This window comes from Streptomyces tubbatahanensis, assembly GCF_022699385.1.
GTDB lineage: Bacteria > Actinomycetota > Actinomycetes > Streptomycetales > Streptomycetaceae > Streptomyces > Streptomyces diacarni.
The window spans coordinates 273706-296579 of sequence record NZ_CP093846.1 but is presented as its reverse complement, the minus strand read 5'-3'; the positions used below and the strand labels follow the sequence as shown (position 1 = coordinate 296579).

Below are 22874 nucleotides of genomic sequence, written 5' to 3'. Positions count from 1 at the left end.
GGCGACCGCGGTTCTGTGACCGGAAAGTGGGGGAGAGGGCCCCTGTCGGAGGCGGCGGCCGGGAAGACTGCCGGCATGATCGCGTGGCAGCTCTTTCTTCCGGCGGCCTTCCTGCTGGCCATGATCCCGGGGGCCAATCAGCTCCTCGGCCTGCGCAACGCCGCCCTGGCCGGCGCGCGCTACGCGCTGGCGGGGGTCGCAGGACGGTTCGCCGCCTTCGCTCTGCTCGTCACCATGGTGGTCTCGGGTCTCGGCACGGCCCTGGCGCGCTCAGCCCTCGCGTTCGAGGTCGTGCGATGGCTCGGCGTCGCCTACCTGCTGTGGCTGGGTGTCACGGCTCTGCGGAACGCGGGAGCGGGTGCGGGTGCGGGCGGGCGTGAGAGGGCCGTGTCACGCCCGCCCGCGCGCCATGCCGTCGCCGTGCGGCAGGAGTTCGCCACCGCCCTGTCGAACCCGAAGGCCCTGTTGTTGTTCGCCTCGTTTCTGCCGCAGTTTCTTCCCGCGGGTGCCGCGGCCCACTCCCTCGTCCCGCTCGCCGCCGCCTACATCGCTGTCGAGGGGGTCGCCGCCGTGCTGTACATCGCGGTGGGACGGGCGCTGCGCCAGGACGGCAGCCGGCTGCGTGTGCCGCGCCGCCGACTTGACCAGGCGACCGGCGTCGGATTTCTCGGCTTCGGCGGCTACCTCCTCTTCGCGCACCGCCCCTGATCCTGTGCAGCCGATCGGGACTGCCCCGCCGTGTCAGGGCGGCGCGCGAGCAGTTGTGCCAGGTGTTCGCCCGGTCGGTCGGTCAGGTTGCTCAGCTGGGTGCGGCAGCTGAAGCCGTCCGCCAGGATGCCGGTGTCCGGCGCGGCCTCGCGGACGGCGGGCAGGAGGCGGTGTTCCGCGACGGCGACGGAGACGTCGTGGTGGCCGCGTTCGACGCCGAAGTTGCCGGCCAGTCCGCAGCAGCCGCCGACGCGGGTGACCTCGGCGCCTGCCCGGGTCAGGAGGGTGAGGTCGGTGTCCCAGCCCATGACGGCGTGGTGATGGCAGTGCGGCTGGGCCACGTAGGTGTTTCCCGACAGGTCGGGCGGGCTCCACCCCGGGGTGTCCGAGAGCAGTTCGGCGAGGGTACGGGTGGCGTCGGCGACCTCGGCCGCTGCCGTGGCGTCGTCGCCGTCCAGCAGCTCGGCGGCGTCGGAGCGCAGCACTCCCGTGCAGGAGGGTTCGAGTCCGACGACCAGAGCGCCGGCGCGGACGTGCGGGAGGAGCGCGCGTACGGTCGCCCGTACCCGCTTGGCCGCGCCGTCCAGTTGACCGGTGGAGATCCAGGTCAGGCCGCAGCACACCGGCCGCGCCGTGACGGCGACCCGGTAGCCGGCGTCTTCGAGCACCGCGACCGCCGCCTGACCCACCTCGGGCGAGAAGGCGTCGGTGAAGGTGTCGGTGAACAGGACGACGTCGCCGTGTCGCGGTGGCCGCCCGGCGGGCCGCCGGGCGAACCAGCGCCGGAAGGTGACGGGCGCGAAGGAGGGCAGCGGCCTGCGGGCGTCGACGCCGGCGCCCCAGCTCAGGAGCGGACGGAGGGCGGGGGAGCGCAGCACACGGTTCGCGATCCGGGTGAACACGGGGAGCCTGGTGACCAGGCGGCTCCAGGTCGGCAGCCGGCCCAGGGAGTAGTGGCTGCGGGGGCGCAGCCGCCTGCGGTAGCGCTGGTGCAGGGCTTCTGCCTTGTAGGCGGCCATGTCGGTGCCGGTCGGGCAGTCCGAGGAGCAGCCCTTGCAGGACAGGCAGAGATCGAGCGCCTCGTGCAGCGCCCGCGACCGCCAGCCGTCGGGCCCGAGTCGCCCGGAGACGACGTCCTGGAGAACGCGGGCGCGCCCGCGGGTGGAGTCCTTCTCCTCGCGGGTGGCCAGGTAGCTGGGGCACATCACGCCGCCCGCCGCCGTGGTGTCGGCGCGGCACTTGCCGACTCCGGTGCAGCGGTGCACGGCCATGGACAGGTCGCCGCGGTCGTGCCGGTGGGCCAGAGCGAGGGTGGGCAGCTCGGTGCGGCGCAGCGGGCGTGCGCCGGCGGCGCGTACGGACGCGTCCACGGGTTCTGGCCGCACGATGACGCCGGGGTTGAGCAGGTCGTCGGGGTCGAAGACCCCTTTGACGCGGGCGAAGAGGCCGATGGCCTCGGGCGAGTACATCAGCGGCAGCAGCTCGCCTCGGGCCCGTCCGTCGCCGTGTTCGCCGGAGAGGGAGCCGCCGTGCCGGGCGACCGTCTCGCCGGCCGCCAAGAGGAAGTCGCGCAGGGCACCGGTTCCGCCCGGCGAGCCGAGCGGGAAGTCGATGCGCACGTGGACGCAGCCGTCGCCGAAGTGGCCGTAGGGCACGCCCGTGAGCCGGTGTTCGGTGAGCAGCGCCTCGAACGCGCGCAGGTAGCTGCCGAGGCGTTCCGGCGGTACGGCGGCGTCCTCCCAGCCGGCGTGAGCGGGGGCGCCGTCAGCGGTGCGGGCGACGAGTCCCGCGCCGTCCTCGCGTATCCGCCACAGCGCCGCGGCATGCCCAGGGTCGGTGATCACGCGGGAGTCCAGCGCTCCGGCGTCCTTGACCAGCCGCTCGGCCGCCGCGGTGAGCGCCGCGGTGTCCGGTCCCGCCAGCTCGACCAGCAGCCAGCCGTCCCCGCGCGGGAGTGCGGGCACCGCGGCTGCACCCCGCCGCTCGGCGACGGTGCGGACGATACGCGCGTCGATCCCCTCGCAGGCGACCGGTGCGTGCGCCAGAAGCGCCGGTACGGCGTCCGCCGCCTCGGCCATCGCCGGATAGCCGAGGACGACCAGGAGGCGCGCCGGTTCGTCCCGTACGAGGTTGACCCGCGCGGCCAGGGTGAGGCCGAGGGTCCCCTCGCTGCCCACCAGCGCCCGTGGGACGTCGAAGTCGCGCTCCGGCAGGAGGTGTTCGAGGGAGTAGCCGGAGACCTGGCGCGGGAAGCGGCCCAGTTCGGTACGGATGACGGCGAGGTCGGCGCGGACGGTCCGCGACAGCTCATCGAGAAGGGGGGAGTGCGCTGTGCGCCCCGGCACGTCGCCCAGGCGCAGCCGCTCGCCGGTGCCCGCGAGGACGTCGAGTCCGAGGACGTTGTCGCTGGTGCGGCCGTAGCCGAGCGCTCTGCTGCCGCAGGCGTTGTTGCCGAGCATGCCGCCGAGTGTGGCGCGGTTGTGGGTGGAGGGGTCGGGGCCGAAGCGCAGGCCGTGCGGGGCGACGGCCTGTTGCAGGCGGGCCTGGACGACACCGGGTTCGACGAGCGCGGTGCGGGCCTCCGCGTCCACCTCCAGCACCCGGTCGAGGTGGCGGCTGGTGTCGACGACGACGCCGGGTCCGACGGCGTTCCCGGCGATGGAGGTGCCCGCGCCGCGCATGGTGACGGGGACGCCGTGTTCCCCGCACACGGACAGCACGGCGGCGATCTCGTCGGGGTGGCGGGGGAAGACGACGGCGCTGGGCGGGATGCGGTAGAGCGAGGCGTCGGAGGCGTACAGGGAGCGGGCGAGTGCCGAGTCGTCGGTCTCCCTCACGCCTGCGCGGTGGAGGGCGGCGGTGAGGTCGGCGGTGGCGCCGGAGGGTGAGGTGGGCACGTTCACTGCCTTACGGGCGGAGCGGAGGCCGGCTGTGCGGCGGCGGGTTCGGGCTCGGGGGCGGCGGCGCGGGCACGGCGTCGTGCCAGCACGGCGATGAGGACGACGGAGACCAGGCTGACCGCCGACATGCCCACGATGTAGGTGACCATGAGCCACGGACTGCCGTCTCCCGCGTTCAGCAGGCTGGTGAGGATGAGCGGGGTGCAGCCGCTGGCGAAGATCCCGGAGACCTGGTAGACGAACGACACGCCGCTGTAGCGGACGTTGGGCGGGAACAGTTCGGCGTACAGGGCTGCCTGGGGGCCGTACATGGCGCCGTAGAACAGGCCCAGTGTCACGACGAGCGTGCCGCCGATGACCAGCGCGGAGCCGGTGTCGAAGAGGACGAACGCCGGCACCGCCGAAGCGCCGAAGAGCGCGGCTCCCAGCCCGAACGTACGCAGTCTGCCGAACCGGTCGGAGGCGGCCCCCCACAGAGGGATCATGGGCACGCACACCGCCGCGGCCACCATCACCCCGATCAGCGCGTGCGTCCTGGGCACGTCCAGTTCGGTCGTGGTGTAGGCGATGGCGAAGACGCCCCAGGTGTTGAAGGCGATCCCCTCGGCCATGCGGGTGCCCATGCCGAGCAGCAGGTTGAGCTTGGAGGTGCGCAGGAGTTCGACGATCGGGATGCGCGCTTGGGTGTCCTCCTTCCTGACGGCCTGGAAGTCCGGGGTCTCGAAGACCTGCAGGCGGATCCAGAGTCCGAGCAGGACGAGGAGGGCGCTCAGCAGGAAGGCGATGCGCCATCCCCAGGCGAGGAACTGCTCGCTGGACAGGGCGCTGGAGAGGAGCGCGAAGACGCCCGTCCCCAGCATGAGTCCGGCCGGTACGCCGATCTGGGGCCAGCTGCCGTAGTAGCCCTTGCGGCCTTCCGGCGCGTGCTCGACCGACATCAGCACGGCGCCGCCCCACTCGCCGCCGATGCCGATGCCCTGGATGATGCGGAGGAGGACCAGCAGGACCGGCGCCCAGACGCCGATGGCGGAGTAGGTCGGCAGGACGCCGACGAGGAAGGTGCCGACGCCCATGAGGAACATGGTGGTGATGAGGGCGGTCTTGCGGCCGACCCGGTCGCCGAAGTGGCCGAAGATCAGGCCGCCCAGGGGCCGGGCGACGAAGCCGACGGCGAAGGTGGCGAAGGCGATGAGTGTGCCGACGACGCTGTCGAAGCGGGGGAAGAACAGCTTGTCGAAGACGATGCCGGCGGCGGTGCCGTAGAGGAAGAAGTCGTACCACTCGATGGTGGTGCCGATGGCGCCGGCCAGTGCGGCCTTACTGGTCGGCGACTGCGCGGTTGCGGGCATGCGAATGCCTCCGGAGGGGGCGCAGGGTGCGGGGTTTGCCGGGCGTGCCGGTCACCAGTTGCTCAGTGACTCGCGGAAGATGCGGGCGGCGGCTTGGGCCGTCAGGGGACGCGGGGTGACGGACAGCTGGCGGGACTGCTTGAGCGTGCCGGACACCAGGGTGTCGAGATCGTCCTCGGTGAAGCCGAAGGCGGAGACACCGGTTGGCATGTCGATGTCGCGCTGGAGTTCGCGCAGGACGCGGGGCAGCGCTTCGGCACCCTCGTCGGGGTCGACGGGGCGGCCGCCGATCAGCTCCGCGGCCCGCAGGTGGCGCTGCGGGTTCGAGGGGAAGGTGAAGCGGAACGCCGCCATCGCCGTGGAGGCGACGGCCTGGCCGTGCGGCACCATGGGCATCGGCGGGTAGCCCTCGGCCTGGTAGTTCTCGACGGCGCCGGCGATCGGGTAGGCGTTGGCGTGCGGGATGTGTGTTCCCGCGTTGCCGAAGCCCATGCCGGTGACGGCCGAGGCGTAGGCCATGCCGTAGCGGGCGCTGAGGTCGTTGCCGTTCATCACCGCCCTGCGCAGGTGAGTGCCGACCAGTTCCATGGCCTTCTCGCACCACACGTCGCTGACGGGGTTGGCACCGCAGAAGGCCGCGCGTGCCTTGGCGTCGGGGAAGGCGGGGCGGGCGTCGAAGGAGAGCGCCGTGTAGCTCTCGGCGGCGTGGGTGAGGACGTCCATGCCGCTGGCCGCGGTGACGGCGGGGGGCACGGTCAGCGTGGTGAGCGGGTCGACGACCGCGAGTGCGGGCCGCAGCCGAGGGTGGCTGACGCCGGCCTTGAGGCGCAGACTCAGCAGGTCGACGACGCAGATGGTGGTCGCCTCCGAGCCGGTGCCCGAGGTCGTCGGCACCGCTATCAGGGGCCGCACCGGCTGCTCGGGGACCTCGCCGCCGCCGATGGGCGGGGCGATGTAGTCCATGAGCGTGCCGGGCTGGGTGGTGAGCAGGTTGACGGCCTTGGCGGTGTCCATGGCCGAGCCGCCGCCGACGGCGATGTAGCCGTCCCAGGGGCCCGAGCGGGCGAAGGCGACGGCTTCCTCGATGCTGGCGTCGGTCGGCTCCACGGCGACGCGGTCGAAGATGTCGACGTCCAGCCCGGCCGTCTTGACCGCGTGGGCGACCCGGTCGGGCACCCCGCTCGCCGCGACACCGGGGTCGGTGAGGATCAGGGGGTGGCGGACGCCGTGGGCCTGCAGGTCCTCGCCGATCTCGGCGAGGGCGCCGAGGCCGAACTTCAAAGGCGGTGCGGCCCAGGTGAAGACGGACTCGGTGGGGTGGTCGAAGGACGGCACGGGGCCTCCTCGGAGTCGGGGGAAGGGGAGTGTGGGCGGGCCGATGGCCGTGCTCCCTGGCGGCGGTTCGGCCGGTTTCGCCCGTTCGGCCGGCTTCGGCCGGTGGGCCGGAAGACGGACAGGGACCGCGGGAGCAAGATTTTTGGAAGAGCATCCACAATGTGGAGTGAGTGGCACGCTAGAGGTGCCCGGACAGAGGGTCAAGGGTCTTGCAGCAGACGGTTCGCACCGCCGGTAGGCTGCACGGGCACGGGCCCGACATGCCGTAGGGGTGAGAGGACGGAGGCCGCCTGCAGTGGGAGACAGCTCGGAGCGGCACGGACCCAGGGCGTCCGAGAGCCCGGCCGGAACGCAGGCCGTCGGGCGGGCCCTTGCCGTGCTGCGGCTGTTCATCGAGGCCGAGGGCGACGTCCAGATCACCGAGATCACCCAGCGCCTCGGCCTCACCCCGGGAACCGCGCACCGGGTCGTGGGGGCACTGGCGGCCGAGGGCTTCCTCGTCCGCAACCCCGCGACGGACGGCTACTACCTCGGCAGCACCGCCATCCTGCTCGGCCAGGCCGCCCAGCGGACCCTGGGCGCCGACCGGGCCATGCCCCTGCTCAAACAGCTCAACGCCGAGACCAACGAGTCGGTCAACCTCGTGGTCAGGGACGGCGACGAGTCGGTGGTGGTGATGCGGGTCCAATCGACACTGCCGCTCCGCTTCGAACAGCACCCCGGTGCGCGGTTCCCGCTGTACTCCACGGCGTCCGGCAAGGCGATGATGAGCCGTGCGGGAGACACCGAGGCGTACGTCCGCTCCCTCCCCGCGCGCCTGCCGGCGGTCACCCCGCACACCGTTTCCAGCCCGGGGCAGCTGACCGGTGAGTTGGAACGCACGCGGGCACGCGGCTACAGCATCGACAACGAGGAGAACGTCGAGGGCGTCCGCTGCATCGGCGCCCCGGTGCTGGACGCGCACGGGCACGCCCACGCGGCCGTGGTCGTCCAGGTGCCGGCCGTACGGCTGCCCGACACGCGCGTCGAGGAGCTCGCGCCGCGGCTGATCGAGGTGGCCGGCCAGGTGGCCCAGGTCGTCCCCTCCGACCGCACGATGCGCTCGGCACACAGGCGCGCCGAGCCGGGCCGGTGAGCCGGGGCGGGGCGTCGCGGCCCCGCCCCGGCTCACCGGCCCGGCGTTCGGTTCCCGTGGGTCAGGTCCGCCCCCGGCGTCGTCGTATCGCGTAGGCCCCGAGCACCACCACCAGGGTCAGGGTGCTGGCGACGAAGTCCATACGGGTGTCGGGAAGGAAGGCCATCGCGAGGATCACGACGGCCATCGCGGCGACCGTGAACCAGCTCAGATACGGATAGCCCCACATCTTCAGCGTCAGCGCCCCCGGGTCCTCGCGCTCCAGCCGGCGCCGCAGCCGGACCTGTGACAGGGCGACGAGCAGGTAGACGAAGAGCGCGACGGCACCGTAGGAGTGGACGATGAACGAGAAGACGGTGTCGGGGGAGACGTAGGCGAAGACCACCGAGACATAGCCGAGGACGGTGGCCAGCAGAATCGCGCGGCGCGGTACCCCGTTGCCGCTGAGCCGGGTGAGGCCGCGCGGCGCGTCGCCGTTGCGGGTCAGCGCGAAGACGATGCGGGACGCGCTGTAGAGGCCCGCGTTCAGCGCCGACAGGACAGCGACGAGGATGATCAGGCGCATCACGTCGGCGGCGGCCGGAATCCCGATCTGCTGGAGAGCGGCCACGTAAGGACCGTCGCCGATGCTCTTGGAGTTCCACGGCACGATCGCCACGATGAGGAAGATCGAGCCGACGTAGAAGAGCAGCACGCGCAGTACCACCGAGTGCGTGGCCCGGGCGACCGCGCGGCGCGGCTCCGTGGACTCGGCGGCGGCCAGGGCCGCGATCTCCGCGCCGGTGAAGAAGCCGACGGCCGGGATCACGGAGGTCAGCGCGGGGCCGAGACCCTTGGGCGCGAAGCCGCCGTGCTCGGTCAGATTTCCCGCGTCGGCGTGGGCGCCGGGCCACAGGCCGACGACGAACGCCAGCCCCAGGACGAGGAAGACGACGATCGCGGCGATCTTCAGCGAGGCGAACCAGTACTCGAACTCGCCGAAGGACTTGACCGAGAAGAGGTTGACCACCGTCAGCAGCACCATCAGACACAGGCTGATGACCCACAGGTCGATGCCGGGCAGCCAGGCGTGGAGGATCGTGGCTCCGGTGACGGCCTCCAGGGCGACGACGTTGACCCAGAAATACCAGTAGAGCCAGCCGATGGTGAAGCCGCCCCAGGGGCCGAGGGACAGCCGCGCGTACGCGTAGAAGGATCCCACCGCCGGGCGGGCCACCGCCATCTCGCCGAGCATCCGCATCACGAGGATGGCGAGCCCGCCCGCCAGCAGGAACGAGACGATGGAGATGGGTCCCGTCTCGCCGATGACGACACCGCTGCCGACGAACAGCCCGGCCCCGATCACGCCGCCCAGCGCGATCAGTGTCATGTGGCGCTGCTTGAGCCCGTTGTGCAGCCCCGCGCTCGCCTCCGCGGCCTCCGGCTCCCCGGCATCCCGCGATCCGCCGGTGGGATCCTTCGCCCCCTCGGAGGCCGCGGGCCCGCCGGGGGCCCGGGCTCCGCCGAGCCCCCCGTTCTGGCCGGACACTTCGGTGGTGCCCGCGGATGCCACTTCCGGCACCCGCGGCGGGTCCGGTGTGGTGTCGGCCGTTCCGTCCTGTCGCACAGGGTGCCCCTCTCAGCCGTGGACGCTGTGCGCCACGTCGTCCACCATCACCGCGATGCCGGCCAGCAGTTCGCCGAGCACCTCGCGGTCGGCCACCAGAGGCGGCGAGACCATCAGCATCGTGGCGCCCCGGTCGTCGGGCCGCAGCACCACACCGGTCTTGCGGAACGCGGCGGGCAGCACCTCGCGCAGCACCCGGGCCGACTGCTCCTCGCTCAACTCGGCGCCCGCGTCACGGTCGGCGGTGAACTCGATCGCGTAGAAGAATCCCATGCCGCGCACGTCCTTGACGACACGGTGCCGCTGCTTGATCTCCTCGAGCCCGGCGCGGAGCTCGGGGCCGAGCGTGCGGACGTTGTCGAGCACGTGCTCGTCGCGCATGGCGGTGATGTTGGCGACCGCGACGGCGGTGGAGACCGGGTGACCGCCCCATGTCGCGCCGTGGGTGAACGTGCCGCCGAGCGGCGAGTCGTACAGCGCACGCACCAGCGGCTCGCGGGCGATCATCCCGCCGAGCGGCGCATAGCCCGAGGTCGCCCCCTTGGCGAAGGTGATCATGTCGGGGACGGTGCCGAACGCTCCGCTGCCGAACCAGTGGCCCAGCCTGCCGAACGAGCAGATCACCTCGTCCGCGACGAGCAGCACCCCGTGCCGGTCGCAGATCCTGCGCAGCTCCTGCCAGTAGCCGTCGGGCGGCACGAGCGCGCCGCGTCCGTTCTGCACCGGCTCGGCGAAGACGGCGGCCACCGTCTCGGGGCCCTCCTCGATGATGGCCCGCTCGATGGCGCGGACGCACTCCAGCGCGTCGGCGGGCCCCTGGTCGCCGGTGACGCCGAGGGTGTTGGGGACGTGCCGCACCCCCTCCAGCAGGGGCATGAACGGCTCACGGATCTTCTCCAGCCCGGTGACGGACAGCGCCCCCAGCGTCACCCCGTGGTAGGCCATGCTGCGGCTGATGATCTTCGTACGTCCGGCTTGGCCCTGGCTCCTGTGGTACTGCCGCGCGAACTTGATCGCCGTCTCGACGGCCTCGGAGCCCGAGTTGACGAACCAGGTCACGTCCAGGTCGCCCGGCGCCAGCTCGGCGATGAGGCTCGCGGCCTCGACGGACGGCGGATGTGCGGCGCCCCAGTTGGTGGAGTACGCCATCGTCTCCATCTGCTCGGCGGCGGCCGCGACGATGTCGGAGCGGCTGTGGCCCATGTTCACGCAGAACAGTCCGGCCAGTCCGTCGAGGAACCGGCGTCCTTGTTCGTCGTAGAGGTGGCAGCCCTCGCTGCGGACGAAGACGGGCAGTTCCTCGCCCTGCCACACGTCCCGCCGGGTGAAGTGCTGGCCCAGGTGCGCCTGCGCCTTGGCGCGCAGGCCGGTGTGGGTGCCGGTGGTGGTCACGGTCACGGTGAGCTCCTTACGAGAGTGTGCGGTGCCCGGTCAGTGCAGGAGGGAGGCGGGGTCGGTGTAGCCCAGACCGTGCGCCTCGGCGACGGGCCGGTAGGTCACCCGGCCGTCCAGTACGTTGACGCCCCGCAGGACGGCGGGATCGGCCTGGGCCGCGGCGGCCAGGCCGTTGCCCGCGATGGACAGGACGTAGGGCAGCGTGACGTTGGTCAGCGCGTAGGTGGAGGTGTTCGGCACGGCACCCGGCATGTTGGCCACGCAGTAGAAGAGCGAGTCGTGCACCGGGTAGACGGGATCGGTGTGCGTGGTGGGGTGGGAGTCCTGGAAACACCCGCCCTGGTCCACCGCGATGTCCACCAGCACAGAACCCGGGCGCATGCCCGAAACCATCTGGTTGGTAACCAGCTTGGGTGCCCGCGCGCCCGGTACCAGCACCGCCCCGATCACCAGGTCGGCGTCGGCGACGGCGGCCTGGAGTTCGTACGCGTTGGACGCGACCGTGGTGATCCGGCCCTGGTACATCCGGTCTGCGGCGCGCAGCTTGTCGACGTTCAGGTCGAGCAGGGTCACGTCGGCCCACATGCCGGTGGCCACGGCGACCGCGTTCATGCCCGAGACGCCCGCGCCGATGACGGTGACCTTCGCGGGCCGGGTGCCGGAGACGCCGCCCATCAGCACACCGCGTCCGCCGGCGGCCCGCATCAGGTGGTAGGCGCCGACCTGCGGCGCGAGCCGCCCGGCCACCTCCGACATCGGGAAGAGCAGCGGCAGCGAGCCGTCGCCGGGCTGCACCGTCTCGTAGGCGACACCCGTGATGCCCGAGGCGAGCATCGCCTCGGTGCACTCCCGTGAGGCGGCGAGGTGGAGGTAGGTGAACAGGGTCTGGCCCGCCCGCATCCGCGGGTACTCCTCGGCCACCGGCTCCTTGACCTTGAGCACCAGCTCGGCCTCGCCCCACACCTCGTCGGCGGAGCGCAGCACGGTGGCACCGGCGGCCTTGTAGTCGGTGTCGGCGATGGATGATCCGGCGCCCGCCTCCTCCTCCACGTACACGGTGTGGCCCGCACGGGTCAGTTCGTGGACGCCCGAGGGGGTGATGGCAACGCGGTACTCGTGGTTCTTGATCTCTTTGGGGATGCCGATCCGCATAACGAACTCCCATCTGCGCAGCTCTGTCCAGCGGCTGCGATGGGGTTTAGATTGCGAGCCCAACTGGTCCGGCGGAAAGTGCCAGGACCGGCAACTCTGATGGGACCAGACTCCAGGAGGCGGCATGCCACGCACGGTGATCGAGGTGGACCGGGAGTCGGACGAGCCCCTGTACCGGCAGCTGCGCAAGGCGATCGAGCACGGCATAGGCTCCGGCCTGGTGGACGCGGAAGGCCGGCTGCCCTCGTCCCGGGAACTCGCCCGTGAGCTGGGACTCTCCCGCAACACGGTGAACGCCGCCTACCAGGAGCTGGTCGCCGAGGGGTTCGTCGAGAGCCGCGCCCGCCAGGGCCTGTTCGTCAACCGCGAGATGCGCCCGTACTGTGCTGTGGAACCCGCCACCGCCGTCCGGCCCTACGACTGGTCGGCGCGGCTCACCAACCTTCCCAGCCGCGCCGATCCGCTGCCGCACATCGAGAAGCAGACGGACTGGGTCGGCTACCCCTACCCCTTCCTGGCCGGGCAGGTCGACTTCCGGGCCTTCCCCGCGCGCGCCTGGGCACGGGCGCTGAACGAAGCGCTCTACCACCCGCACGCCCAGTTCAGCCTCCAGGACAGCATCGCGGCCGACGATCCGCTGCTGGTGGAGACGTTGTGCTCCCGGCTGCTGCCCGCCAGGGGCGTGCGCGCCGAGCCCGACGAGGTGCTGGTCACCGTCGGCTCCCAACAGGGTCTCGACCTGCTGAGCCGGGCGCTGCTGGGCCGCGGCTCGGTGGTCGCGGTCGAGGACCCCGGCTACCTGGACGCCCGGCACATCTTCGCCCGCGCCGGCGCCGAGCTGCGCCCCCTGCCCGTCAACGCCGCAGGCCTCAAGCCCCCCACCACCCTCGCCGGTGTCGACCTGCTGCACGTCACCCCGAGCCACCACCATCCGACCAACGTGACACTCAGCATCGGCCGCCGCCGCGAACTGCTCTCGCTGGCCCGGGAGTCGGGAACCGCGATCGTGGAGGACGACTACGACAGCGAGTTCCGCTACCAGGGCAGGCCCACACCGGCGCTCAAGGGCCTGGACGAGACCGGGCAGGTCGTCTACCTGGGCACGTTCTCGAAGTTCCTCGCGCCAGGCCTGCGGCTCGGCTACCTGGTGGCCTCGCGTGAACTCGTACGGGAGCTGCGCGACATCCGGCGCTACTCGGTGCGGCACCCTTCCGGGCACACCCAGCGCGCGCTGGCGCTGTTCATCCGCTCGGGCGAGTACCACCGGGCCGTGCGGCGCTACCGCACGCGGCTGATGCGCAAGTGGGAGGCGGCCTGCACCGCCGTCAACACCCATCTGCCGTGGCGCTCCGCGCCGCCCCCGGGCGGCGTCAGCCTCTGGATGACGGGCCCGCCCGCGCTCGACGGGCGGCGCCTGGCCAGGCTGGCCCAGCGGCGGGGCGTGCTGATCGAGCCCGGCGACCTCTACTTCCTGGGGGACGACCCGCCCCGCAACCACTTCCGCATCGGCCTGGCAGCCCCCCAGCTCGCCGCGATCGACCCGGGGGTCTCGATCCTGGGCGAGTTGGTGGAGGCCGCGAGCGCACACGAGTGAGGCCCGGCTCGCCCGGTCGGCGCGGGCGCTCGCCGGCGAGCGCCCGCGCCGACCGGGCGAGCCGGGCCGGTGGCGTCACGGCCGGCAGGCGGCGGGCAGCAGCCGTGCGGAGCGGGCCAGCGGGGCGGCCGGATCCAGGAGCGAGGTACGGGACAGATAGGGGCTCAGGTCGCCGCCCACCGTCAGCCCGTACAGCTCAACCGTGCCCTCGGCCTCGATCCGTGCGGCCACCGACGCCAGATGGGAGTCCAGCAGGTGCGGCGGGTTGGCCTGGACCGTCGCCCCGTCCATCGGCCCGCCGTCCGAGACCAGGAACAGCAGCCGGCGCCCCGCGGCACGCCGCGCGGCACGACCCGCGGCCCATTCCAGCGCCTCACCGTCCACCCCCTCGCGGTACAGGTCCGGCTTGAGCAGCGCCGCGAGCGCTCTCCTGGCGCGGCGATAGGGCACCTCGGCGTCCTTGACCACGAGGTGCAGCCGCTCGTTGAGTCTGCCCGGACGCGCCGGGCGGCCCGCCCGCAGCCAGTCCCGGTGGGCGCGGCCGCCGTGCCACGCGGCCGTCGTGAACGCCAGGACCTCACTCCGCACGCCGGCGAGGTCGGCAGCCCGCGCCCACACGTCGAGAAGCGCCGCGAGCTGCTCCCTGTGCTGCTTCATCGAACCCGAGCAGTCCAGCAGGAACGTCACCAGCGCCGCCGGCCGGTGCTCGGCCCGCCGGGTGCGGAAGACGCGCCGCTCATGGGGGGAGACCACCAGCCGTGCCAGCGCCCGCCCGTCGACCAGACCTTCCTCCTGGCCGCCCGCCCAGTCACCGGGCCCTGGCCTCGCCAGCCGTTCGCGCAGCTGCCTCGCCAGCCGCGCCGTGGGCGGGCGCGCCTCCTCGATCCGCCGGTCCAGCCGGGCGCGGAAGTCGGCGAGGAGAGCGGGCCTCACAAGGGCGTGGGCCGCGCGTTCCCGGTCGTAGGCGGTGGTGAAGACCCGGTAGTCCACGTCACCGTCCGCACCGCCCGGCGCGGTGCCGCCGCCCCCCGCCGCCCCCTCGCCGTCCTGCGCGCTCTCCTCCAGCAGCAGCGAGAAGCGGGGCTCTTCCCTGCCGCGCGGCCCCTTGCGGCCCTTGCCACCGGCCTCGTCCTCGCTCAGCATCGCGGCGACGGTGCGTGCCACGGCCAGCGCGTGCGGCGCGTACGCGGCCTGGTCGGCGCGGTGCCGTCGCAGCGCGGCGAGGTGAGGCCCGAGCCGGGCACCGAGCGCCGCGCGTGTCGCCTCGATCAGGTCCTCGGTCTCCGCGAGCACCGGCACCCCCAGCACCCGGGAGCGGCAGACCTCCAGCGTCGTGTGGAGCAGCAGGCCGCGCGCGGTCGCCGTCAGTCCCGAGCGGTGGAAGGCGCGCGCCCACTCGGTGTGGCGCCGGCGCAGATTGCCCACCATGCCGGGAAACCGGTCAGGAACGAGGGACTCGGCGCGGTACTGCTCCAGCGTCTCGAACAGCAGCCGCTCCACCGGGTCCTCTGGCCGCAGCCCGGTGTGCAGCGCGGCGTCGGAACGGATCAGCCGCAGGGCGAGTCCGTCCGCCACGCCCCGCAGCGCCGCGGGGCCGTCCGCAGGGGAGGGACGCAGGTGCGGGGCGTGTGCGGGGACCGGTGTGCGGCCGTGGTGCAGCCGGTGGCCTCGGAACGTCAGCCGCGGTGTGCCGCTCAGCGCCCGCAGAGCCGCCGCGCACAGCTCCTCGGCGCTGGGCTCGGCCGTGCCGGCGGCGGCGTACCGCGATGCGTCCTCGGCGGCGTACCGCGATGCGTTCTCGGCGGCGGACCGGGAGGTGTGCTCCGCGGCGGACCCCGGCGTGTCCTGCGCGGCGGGTTCGCTCACGCCGCCTCCAGCTCGCGGTCGAAGCAGCGCTGGAAGAGCTCGGCGACGAGCGGGCGTTCCTCCTCGTCGCACTTGTTCAGGAACGAGAGCCGGAACGCGAGCGCCACATCGCCGAACAGCTCGGTGTTCTCGGCCCAGCTGATGACCGTCCGGGGCGACATCAGGGTCGACAGGTCGCCCGCGCGGAAGCCGGAGCGTGTCAGTCCCGCGACCGCGACCATCGCCTCCACGAGCGCCGGGTGCCCGAGCCCGGGCACCCGGGCCCGCACGATGGCGGCCTCTTCGGGCGGGGGCAGGTGGTCGAGGGCCGCGACGATGTTCCAGCGGTCCAGCTGCGCGTGGTTGAGCCGCTGCGCACCGCGGTAGAGGCCGTACGGGTCGCCGAGCCCTACCGTGTTGGCGGTGGCGAACAGGCGGAAGGACGGGTGCGGCTCCAGCACCCGGTTCTGGTCGAGGAGGGTGAACTTGCCGTCGCGCTCCAGCAGCCGCTGGATCACGAACATCACCTCGGGCCGCCCCGCGTCGTACTCGTCCAGGACCAGGGCGACGGGCCGCTGCAGTGCCCAGGGGATGACCCCTTCCTGGAACGCGGTGACCTGCTTGCCGTCCCGCAGCGTGACCGTGTCCTTGCCCACGAGGTCGAGGCGGCTGAGGTGCCCGTCCAGGTTGACACGGACGCACGGCCAGTTGAGCCGCGCCGCGACCTGCTCGACATGGGTCGACTTCCCCGTTCCGTGCGGGCCCTGGAGCAGCACGCGGCGGTTGTGCGTGAAACCGGCGAGGAGCGCACGGGTGACGTCCGGGTCGAAGCGGTAGGCGTCGTCGCGCTCCGGTACGTGCGCGGAGGGCTCGCTGAACGCGGGGACCTTCGCGTCAATGGGGAGCCCGAAGACCTCCCGCGCGCTCACCCGGGTGTCGGGGCCCGTCACCTCGCGCGCGTCGGTCCCCGCAGGCGTCGTCTCGTTCATTCCTGTCCTCCTTCGTGCTCGACGCGGGCGATGGCCTCGGCCGCGCGTTGCAGCGCGGGCAGCAGGTGCAGCGCCTTGTCCGCGGTGAGCCGCATGACGGGTGCCTGGACGGCGACGCACTGGTTGGAGCGCCCGGCGGGGGAGGGGACCAGCACGGCCACACAGACGAGACCGGGCAGGAACTCCTCGTCGTCCACCGCGAAACCGTCCCGCCGCACGCGGGCGAACTCCTCCTCCAGCGGCCCCGGCTCGGTCACGGTGTGCGGCGTGTACTGCCTCAGCGGCGCGTGCGAGAGGAGCTTCGCGCGCTGGCCCGGGCTCATCTGGGAGAGGATCATCTTGCCGCTCGCCGAGCAGTGCGCCGGGACGCGGGAGCCGGGGCGCAGATAGAAGCGCAGCGGCTCGGGGGTCTCGACGCGGTCGAGGTAGACGACCTCGTTGCCGGACAGCGCGGTGACGTTGCAGCTCTCCCCGATCTCCTCCACCAGGTGGCGCAGCACCGCGTGGCGTGCGCCGTGGTGCGTGGCGTTGAGCAGCAGGTTCTCCGCCAGTCTGCGCAGCCGTGCGCCCGTGCCGTAGTGCCGCCCGTCGCTCTGCCGCACGAGGAGGCCCGCGCCCTCCAGCTGTTGCAGCATGCGGTGCAGCGTCGGCTTCGGCATGCCCGTCTCGTCCACCAGGTCCTGGAGGGTGACGAGCCGGTCCTTGGCGGCTATCAGCTCCAGCAGGGCGAACAGCCGGATGGTGGGCGTCTCGCCGTTGAGTGTGTCCATGTGTGTGCGCCTCCGGGCGGGTTCTGCGACGGCTCCCATGTTCGACCATCGGTTCCGGAAAACAAGCTAGCAGGTACCGAATTACGGAACGACTGGTTGACGCATCCGAGGACGGCTCCTTATCGTCCAGTGCAATCCCGGATTCAGGAACGCAACGTACCGATTTCTCGACTGTCGCGGCGAGTTGCCGTGTTCTCCCGGGGCCCGACCCTCCGGCCCCACGAGCGGACCGCCCGGAGCGCTGACGCGTGCCGCCGGACCGCTGACGCGTGCCGCACTGGAAGTGAAGGAGCTGGACCATGAGCGAGCAACAGAAGATGACACCCTCCGAAGCCTTCGTCGAGACACTGGCCGCCAACGGCGTGACCGACATCTTCGGCATCATGGGCTCGGCGTTCATGGACGCGATGGACATCTTCGCGCCCGCCGGCATACGCCTGGTCCCCGTCGTCCACGAGCAGGGCGCCGCGCACATGGCCGACGGATACGCCCGCGTCAGCGGCCGGCACGGCGTCGTCATCGGCCAGAACGGCCCCGGGATCAGCAACTGCGTCACGGCCGTGGCGGCGGCCTACTGGGCACACAGCCCCGTCGTGATGATCACGCCGGAAGCAGGCACCATGGGCATGGGCCTGGGCGGCTTCCAGGAGGCTCACCAGCTGCCCATGTTCCAGGAGTTCACCAAGTACCAGGCGCACGTCAACAACCCGCGCCGGATGGCCGAGTTCACCGCACGCGCCTTCGACCGCGCCATGTCCGAGATCGGCCCCACCCAGCTCAACATCCCCCGCGACCACTTCTACGGCGAGATCGAGACCGAGATCCCCGAGCCGATGCGCGTCGACCGGGGTGCGGGCGGCGAGCGCAGCCTGAACGAGGCCGCCGAACTCCTGGCCACCGCCGAGTTCCCCGTCGTCATCTCCGGCGGCGGTGTCGTGATGGCCGACGGCGTCGAGCAGTGCAAGGCACTCGCCGAGCGGCTGGGCGCCCCCGTCGTCAACAGCTACCAGCACAACGACTCCTTCCCCGCGAGCCACCCCCAGTGGTGCGGCCCGCTCGGCTACCAGGGCTCCAAGGCCGCGATGAAGCTCATCTCCCGGGCCGACGTCGTGGTGGCCCTCGGCACCCGGCTCGGCCCCTTCGGCACCCTGCCGCAGCACGGCATGGACTACTGGCCCAAGAACGCGAAGATCATCCAGATCGACGCCGACCACACGATGCTCGGCCTGGTCAAGAAGATCACCGTGGGCATCTGCGGCGACGCCGCCGACGCCGCCGAGGCCCTGACGCGGCGCCTGGCGGACAAGACCCTCGCCTGCGACGCCACACGCGAGCGCCGCGCCGCCGAGACGGCCGAGGAGAAGGCGGCCTGGGAGACCGAGCTGAGCGAGTGGACCCACGAACGCGACCCCTACAGCCTCGACATGATCGCCGAACAGGACGCGGAGGAGGGCAACTGGCTGCACCCCAGGCAGGTCCTCCGCGAACTGGAGAAGGCCATGCCCGAGCGGGTCATGGTCTCCACGGACATCGGCAACATCAACTCGGTCGCCCACAGCTACCTGCGGTTCGAGGAGCCCCGCAGCTTCTTCGCCCCGATGAGCTTCGGCAACTGCGGGTACGCGCTGCCCACCATCATCGGCGCCAAGGCCGCGGCCATGGACAGGCCCGCGATCGCCTACGCAGGTGACGGCGCCTGGGGCATGAGCATGGGCGAGATCATGACGGCAGTCCGCCACGACATCCCCGTCACCGCCGTCGTCTTCCACAACCGCCAGTGGGGCGCGGAGAAGAAGAACCAGGTCGACTTCTACGACCGGCGCTTCGTCGCCGGCGAGCTGGAGAGCGAGAGCTTCGCGGGCATCGGCCGGGCCATGGGCGCCGACGGCATCGTCGTCGACAAGCTGGAGGACGTCGGCCCCGCGCTGCGGCGCGCCGTGGACCGGCAGATGAACGAGGGCAGGACGACGGTCCTGGAGATCATGTGCACCCGGGAGCTGGGCGACCCCTTCCGCCGTGACGCGCTGCAAAAGCCCGTCCGCTTCCTGGAGAAGTACCAGGACTACGTGTAGGCGCCGGTCCGTAGCGGACCACGTGTGGAAGCCGGCACGTATCCGGCCGGGGCCCGAGGCCCCCGGCCGGTGCCCGCCCGTCCCGCCGGGGACGGGCGGGTCCGCCGGAGCGGGGAGGGCACCACCCCTCACCGGGCCCTCCCCGCCCCGGCACCTCCCCTCCCCGGAGCACCGATGCTCGTCACCACCCACCGGGAGCGCTCATGCTCGTCGAACCGCACGATCCCCTCCCGTTCCCCGGCGCTGCCGGGCCCGCCGTCAGGCGGCTGACACAACGGTGGGCGACGCAGCTCGAAGGGGCCGCGCGCAGACCCCGCGTGGCCCTCGTCGAGGGAACGGACCCGCGAGTCCTGTGGGCGGCGGCCCGGCTCGCTCAGGAGCAGGCCGTCACACCCGTCCTCGTCGCGGAAGAGCCGGCCGCCGTCCGGGACCGCGCCGCCGACCTCGGCCTGAAGCTGCCCGAGGACCCCTCGCTGCTGGAGATCCTGCGGCCCTCCCGCTACACCGAAACCCTCGCGGCGCTGCTCGGGGAACGGCCGCGCCTGGCCGCCCAGGTCCTCGACGACCCGCTCTTCCTCACCGCCGCCGCTCTGCGCCGCCACGACGTGGACGTGTGCGTGGCGGGCAGCAACCGTCCCACAGCCGACGTGCTGCGCGCCGGGCTGCGCGTCGTCGGCCTGGCGCCCGGCATCCGCACCCTCTCCAGCAGCTTCCTGATGCTGCGGCCCGACGGCGGTGCGCTCACCTACGCCGACTGCGCCGTCGTCGTGGACCCGGACGCCGGGCAGCTCGCCGACATCGCCCGCGCCGCGGCCGCCACGCACCACGCCCTCACCGGAGACGAGGCGAGGGTCGCGCTGCTCTCCTTCTCCACACGTGGCAGCGCGGCACACCCGCGCGTCGACGTGGTGCGGGAAGCCCTGTCGGTGCTGCGCACGGCCGCCCCTGGGCTGCCCGTCGACGGCGACCTCCAGTACGACGCGGCCGCCGACCCCGACATCGGCGCGGCCAAAGCGCCCGGCTCGCCCGTCGCAGGGCGCGCGAACACCTTCGTCTTCCCCTCCCTCGAAGCGGGCAACATCGGCTACAAGGTCGCCCAGCGCGTCGGCGGCTGCGCCGCGATCGGCCCGTTCCTCCAAGGGCTCGCCGCACCCCTGCACGACCTCTCGCGCGGGTGCACCGGATCGGACATCGCCGCCCTGGCCCTCGCCGGCGGCGTGCAGGCCCTCACCACCGCGCAGGAGACACCATGACCACCCTCAGCCTCGCCGTGCTCGACCTCGCGGGTACGACAGTGGCGGACGACGGAATCGTCGAAGACGCCTTCCTCCACGCGCTCTCCCGCGAAGGCGTACGCCCGGGCAGCGCCCGCCACGACGCCATGATGCGCCACATCCGCGACACCATGGGAGAGTCCAAGGTCTCCGTCTTCCGGCATCTCTTCGACGGCGACGAGGACACCGCCCAACGGGCCAACACCGCCTTCGAGGAAGCGTACGCGCAGATGGTCGCGTCGGGCCGCTGTTCCGCGCTGCCGGGTGCGCGGCAGACCATCGAGTCGCTCAGAGCACACGGCTGCGCCGTCGTCCTCAACACCGGCTTCTCACCCCGCACCCGTGACGACCTGCTCGCCTCGCTCGGCTGGAGCGCACTGGCCGACGCGGTGCTGTCCCCCGCCGACGCGGGTCGTGGCAGGCCCTACCCCGACATGGTGCTGACGGCGCTGCTGCGCACGGGAGCGCCCTCGGTCGACTCCGTCGCGGTCGTCGGAGACACCCCGCACGACATGCGAGCGGGCCGCGCCGCCGGAGCCGGGCTGGTGGCGGGTGTGCTGACGGGCGGACACGACGCGCGGTCCCTGCGCGCCGCGGGCGCCGACCAGGTGCTCGACTCGGTGGCCGGACTGCCCGCGCTCATCGAGGCGGCCGGCCGCGCCGCCTGACGCGCGCCGGCCCCGGCATCCGGTCGCCGACGGGCGGGCGCGGTCACCCGCCCCCGTGCGGGTAACGGGCGTGGTGACCGTCAGGGCCGGTCCTTCGCACGGGCGTCCTCCGCCAGCGGATCCGCGGACTGCGGCAGCCACCGGGAGGCGGGGTGGACGGTGCGCCAGTGGCGGGCGATGTCCACACGGCGTGTGACCCACACGTCCGGGTGCTGAGCCACGAGATCCAGGAACCGCCGCAGATCGGCTGCGCGGCCTGGCCGCCCGCTGATCCTCAGGTGCAGCCCGACACTCATCATGCGGGGGCGCTCCGCGCCTTCCTCCAAGAGGAGTTCGAGAGCGCGTGTGAGGTACGCGGAGAAGGACTCGGACTGGAAGCCGTAGGTGTTGACGTACCGGCCGTCGTTGTTGTCGAGGGTGTAGGGGACGACGAGCTGCGCGGTGCCGTCGACGTCGACCCAGTACGGCAGGTCGTCGCTGAAGGAGTCCGAGTCGTAGAGGAAACCTCCGTGCTCGACGACCAGGCGGCGGGTGTTCTCGCTGTTGCGCCCCGTGTACCAGCCGAGGGGCGGCCGGCCGCACACCTCGGTGTGCAGGCGCACGGCCTGCTCGATGTGCTCGCGTTCGACCTCGGGGGCGAGTTGCGCGTAGTTGATCCACCGCAGCGAGTGCGAGGCGATCTCCCACTCGGAGGCCTGTGCGGCCGCCACGAGTTGCGGGTTGCGGCGCAACGACTCCGTGATGCCGAAGACCGTCACAGGCAGGCCGCGTTCTTCGAAGAGCCGGTGCAGCCGCCAGAAGCCCGCGCGGGTGCCGTACTCGTACTGGGACTCGACGTTGAGGTTGCGGCGGCCCCGCAGCGCGGTGGTCGGCTCCTCGGTGAGGAACGCCTCCGAGGCCTCGTCACCGTGCAGGACGTTGTTCTCGCCGCCCTCCTCGACGTTGAGGACGAACTGCACGACCACCTTCGCTCCGCCGGGCCACTGCGCGTGGGGGAGCCGCCCGCCGTAGCCGGCCATGTCACGGGGGTAGTCACTGGGTGAGGAGACGCGTGTCATCGCAATTCCTTGCCTCGGTCACGAAAGGGCATGCCGCTGGGCGAACAAGCGCGATATCCTCTGCTGACAAGCCCTGGTCACTTTTGACTAACCATGCTCGGCGAGGGAAGCCGAGTCAAGTGCCCGCTTCTGCGGACCTGTGGCACACGGCGGGTGAGGATGGACCGGCCGGCGAACGAGGCGTCCGGCGGCACGAGTGAGAGGACGACGATGCACGACCGCGAAGGAGCCATGCTCGCGCTCCTGCAACTGATGTCGGGGTCGAGCGATCCGCTGGGCACGCGCAACGCCCAGCGGGAGTTGGCGCGACGCGGCAGGGAGCTCAGCGAGTCGTCCGTTTCCCGGCTGCTGCGGGAGATGGACGCCCGGGGCTGGACCGAGCCGGTGGGCACCAAGGGGCGGACGCTGGCCGTCGAGGGGAGGCGCCGTGCGGCCGAGGCGGTTTTGACCCACCGCGCGAAGGACTCGTTGCACAACGCGGTGCGCGACACCAAGGACCTGCTCGACCTGCTCAGGGCGCGTCTCGCCGTGGAGAGCGCGGTCGCGGGCGACGCCGCGAGGGCGCCCCAGGAGGGGCAGTTGGAGCGGTTGCGGGGGCTGTGCGACCAGCACGCCCGCGTCGTCGGCAGTGCCCCGATGATCGAGCAGCCGGGGCTGCAGTTCCACCGGGCCGTCGTCGAGATGTCGACGAACAAGATCCTCGGAGTCGCCGCCGAGATGATGCTCGCGCCGCAGTTGGACCGGGTGGAGGCGGTGCTGGACACGGTGTTGGCCACGCGGCGCGACGAGGAGAAGGTCGTCGCCGAGCACCAGGCGGTCGCCGACCGGATCGCCCGGCGGGACCCGGTCGGTGCCGAGGAGGCCATGCGGGCGCACTTCGAGGCGATGATCGCCGCGGTGGAGACCTCGATCGTCGGTGGGAACGAAGTGCTCGTCCAGCGACTGCTGGAGTGGGTGCCTGCGAATGACTGAGCCGTGAGCAGCGTTCGTCACTATTGACAGACGCCGATGCCTCCTCAACACT

At 72.2% G+C, this 22874-nt stretch carries 17 protein-coding genes; 7 read left to right on the top strand and 10 right to left on the bottom strand.

Annotated features, from left to right (window positions below):
- Window positions 1–75: 75 nt before the first annotated feature.
- Window positions 76–708 carry a LysE family translocator gene (locus MMF93_RS01240; RefSeq protein WP_242748686.1) on the top strand — a complete coding sequence of 211 codons (633 nt, stop codon included), beginning with the start codon at window positions 76–78 and terminating at the stop codon, window positions 706–708.
- On the opposite strand, the gene MMF93_RS01235 is transcribed toward MMF93_RS01240, so the two are convergent.
- The 3 genes from MMF93_RS01235 to MMF93_RS01225 are packed head-to-tail and all read right to left on the bottom strand — an operon-like array spanning window position 681 to window position 6292.
- Window positions 681–3605 (bottom strand): FAD-binding and (Fe-S)-binding domain-containing protein, encoded by a 2925-nt coding sequence (locus MMF93_RS01235; RefSeq protein WP_242748685.1) that lies wholly within the window; start codon window positions 3603–3605, stop codon window positions 681–683. The two genes, MMF93_RS01240 and MMF93_RS01235, sit on opposite strands and share 28 nt — an antisense overlap.
- 2 nt (window positions 3606–3607) lie before the next feature.
- On the bottom strand, window positions 3608–4957 hold the full coding sequence (locus MMF93_RS01230) for an MFS transporter (RefSeq protein ID WP_242748684.1): 1350 nt from the start codon (window positions 4955–4957) through the stop codon (window positions 3608–3610).
- Between the two features lie 51 nt (window positions 4958–5008).
- Window positions 5009–6292, bottom strand: coding sequence for a hydroxyacid-oxoacid transhydrogenase (locus MMF93_RS01225; protein ID WP_242748683.1), 1284 nt, complete (start codon window positions 6290–6292; stop codon window positions 5009–5011).
- A 295-nt stretch (window positions 6293–6587) separates the two neighbouring features.
- On the opposite strand from MMF93_RS01225, the gene MMF93_RS01220 reads away from it, so the two are divergent.
- Window positions 6588–7427 carry an IclR family transcriptional regulator gene (locus MMF93_RS01220; RefSeq protein ID WP_242748681.1) on the top strand — a complete coding sequence of 280 codons (840 nt, stop codon included), beginning with the start codon at window positions 6588–6590 and terminating at the stop codon, window positions 7425–7427.
- A 61-nt stretch (window positions 7428–7488) separates the two neighbouring features.
- Here MMF93_RS01220 and MMF93_RS01215 read toward each other — a convergent pair whose 3' ends face one another.
- Genes MMF93_RS01215 through ald form a run of 3 tightly spaced genes read right to left on the bottom strand, consistent with a single transcriptional unit; the run spans window position 7489 to window position 11580 of the window.
- A complete protein-coding gene (locus tag MMF93_RS01215) occupies window positions 7489–9033 on the bottom strand; it encodes an amino acid permease (protein ID WP_242748680.1) in 1545 nt (514 codons plus the stop codon).
- A gap of 12 nt (window positions 9034–9045) precedes the next feature.
- Entirely contained in the window at window positions 9046–10431 is a 1386-nt protein-coding gene (locus tag MMF93_RS01210; RefSeq protein WP_242748679.1) for an aspartate aminotransferase family protein, read from the bottom strand.
- A 33-nt stretch (window positions 10432–10464) separates the two neighbouring features.
- Complete coding sequence (ald, locus tag MMF93_RS01205; RefSeq protein ID WP_242748678.1) at window positions 10465–11580, bottom strand: alanine dehydrogenase; 1116 nt, start codon at window positions 11578–11580, stop codon at window positions 10465–10467.
- 124 nt (window positions 11581–11704) lie between these two features.
- Here ald and pdxR point away from each other — a divergent pair, with 124 nt between their 5' ends.
- Window positions 11705–13174 carry a MocR-like pyridoxine biosynthesis transcription factor PdxR gene (pdxR, locus tag MMF93_RS01200; RefSeq protein WP_242748677.1) on the top strand — a complete coding sequence of 490 codons (1470 nt, stop codon included), beginning with the start codon at window positions 11705–11707 and terminating at the stop codon, window positions 13172–13174.
- A gap of 75 nt (window positions 13175–13249) precedes the next feature.
- Here pdxR and MMF93_RS01195 read toward each other — a convergent pair whose 3' ends face one another.
- From MMF93_RS01195 to MMF93_RS01185, 3 genes are read right to left on the bottom strand one after another with little or no spacing between them, the layout of a single operon-like run.
- Window positions 13250–15040, bottom strand: a complete 1791-nt coding sequence (locus MMF93_RS01195) for a cobaltochelatase CobT-related protein (protein ID WP_242748676.1) — start codon at window positions 15038–15040, stop codon at window positions 13250–13252.
- Window positions 15037–16008 carry an AAA family ATPase gene (locus MMF93_RS01190; protein WP_242748675.1) on the bottom strand — a complete coding sequence of 324 codons (972 nt, stop codon included), beginning with the start codon at window positions 16006–16008 and terminating at the stop codon, window positions 15037–15039. Before MMF93_RS01190 ends, MMF93_RS01195 begins: the two co-directional genes overlap by 4 nt.
- Complete coding sequence (locus tag MMF93_RS01185; RefSeq protein ID WP_242748673.1) at window positions 16005–16778, bottom strand: IclR family transcriptional regulator; 774 nt, start codon at window positions 16776–16778, stop codon at window positions 16005–16007. Before MMF93_RS01185 ends, MMF93_RS01190 begins: the two co-directional genes overlap by 4 nt.
- Window positions 16779–17077: 299 nt before the next feature.
- On the opposite strand from MMF93_RS01185, the gene xsc reads away from it, so the two are divergent.
- The 3 genes from xsc (at window position 17078) to MMF93_RS01170 (ending at window position 20792) form a co-directional block, all read left to right on the top strand.
- Window positions 17078–18850, top strand: coding sequence for a sulfoacetaldehyde acetyltransferase (xsc, locus tag MMF93_RS01180; RefSeq protein WP_242748671.1), 1773 nt, complete (start codon window positions 17078–17080; stop codon window positions 18848–18850).
- Between the two features lie 203 nt (window positions 18851–19053).
- Window positions 19054–20103, top strand: a complete 1050-nt coding sequence (locus tag MMF93_RS01175) for a phosphate acyltransferase (RefSeq protein ID WP_242748669.1) — start codon at window positions 19054–19056, stop codon at window positions 20101–20103.
- Entirely contained in the window at window positions 20100–20792 is a 693-nt protein-coding gene (locus tag MMF93_RS01170) for a phosphonatase-like hydrolase (RefSeq protein ID WP_242748667.1), read from the top strand. Before MMF93_RS01175 ends, MMF93_RS01170 begins: the two co-directional genes overlap by 4 nt.
- An 80-nt stretch (window positions 20793–20872) precedes the next feature.
- Here MMF93_RS01170 and puuE read toward each other — a convergent pair whose 3' ends face one another.
- Window positions 20873–21850 (bottom strand): allantoinase PuuE, encoded by a 978-nt coding sequence (gene puuE / locus MMF93_RS01165; protein ID WP_242748665.1) that lies wholly within the window; start codon window positions 21848–21850, stop codon window positions 20873–20875.
- Between the two features lie 210 nt (window positions 21851–22060).
- Here puuE and MMF93_RS01160 point away from each other — a divergent pair, with 210 nt between their 5' ends.
- Entirely contained in the window at window positions 22061–22822 is a 762-nt protein-coding gene (locus MMF93_RS01160) for an FCD domain-containing protein (RefSeq protein ID WP_242748663.1), read from the top strand.
- Window positions 22823–22874 lie beyond the last annotated feature (52 nt).

Excerpts from the sequence above, each read along its gene's own strand:
- MMF93_RS01240 (WP_242748686.1), top strand. The coding sequence starts at position 76 with ATGATCGCGTGGCAGCTCTTTCTTCCGGCGGCCTTCCTGCTGGCCATG.
- MMF93_RS01230 (WP_242748684.1), bottom strand. The coding sequence starts at position 4,957 with ATGCCCGCAACCGCGCAGTCGCCGACCAGTAAGGCCGCACTGGCCGGC.
- ald (WP_242748678.1), bottom strand. The coding sequence starts at position 11,580 with ATGCGGATCGGCATCCCCAAAGAGATCAAGAACCACGAGTACCGCGTT.
- pdxR (WP_242748677.1), top strand. The coding sequence starts at position 11,705 with ATGCCACGCACGGTGATCGAGGTGGACCGGGAGTCGGACGAGCCCCTG.
- MMF93_RS01190 (WP_242748675.1), bottom strand. The coding sequence starts at position 16,008 with ATGAACGAGACGACGCCTGCGGGGACCGACGCGCGCGAGGTGACGGGC.
- MMF93_RS01185 (WP_242748673.1), bottom strand. The coding sequence starts at position 16,778 with ATGGACACACTCAACGGCGAGACGCCCACCATCCGGCTGTTCGCCCTG.
- xsc (WP_242748671.1), top strand. The coding sequence starts at position 17,078 with ATGAGCGAGCAACAGAAGATGACACCCTCCGAAGCCTTCGTCGAGACA.
- MMF93_RS01175 (WP_242748669.1), top strand. The coding sequence starts at position 19,054 with ATGCTCGTCGAACCGCACGATCCCCTCCCGTTCCCCGGCGCTGCCGGG.
- MMF93_RS01170 (WP_242748667.1), top strand. The coding sequence starts at position 20,100 with ATGACCACCCTCAGCCTCGCCGTGCTCGACCTCGCGGGTACGACAGTG.
- puuE (WP_242748665.1), bottom strand. The coding sequence starts at position 21,850 with ATGACACGCGTCTCCTCACCCAGTGACTACCCCCGTGACATGGCCGGC.
- MMF93_RS01160 (WP_242748663.1), top strand. The coding sequence starts at position 22,061 with ATGCACGACCGCGAAGGAGCCATGCTCGCGCTCCTGCAACTGATGTCG.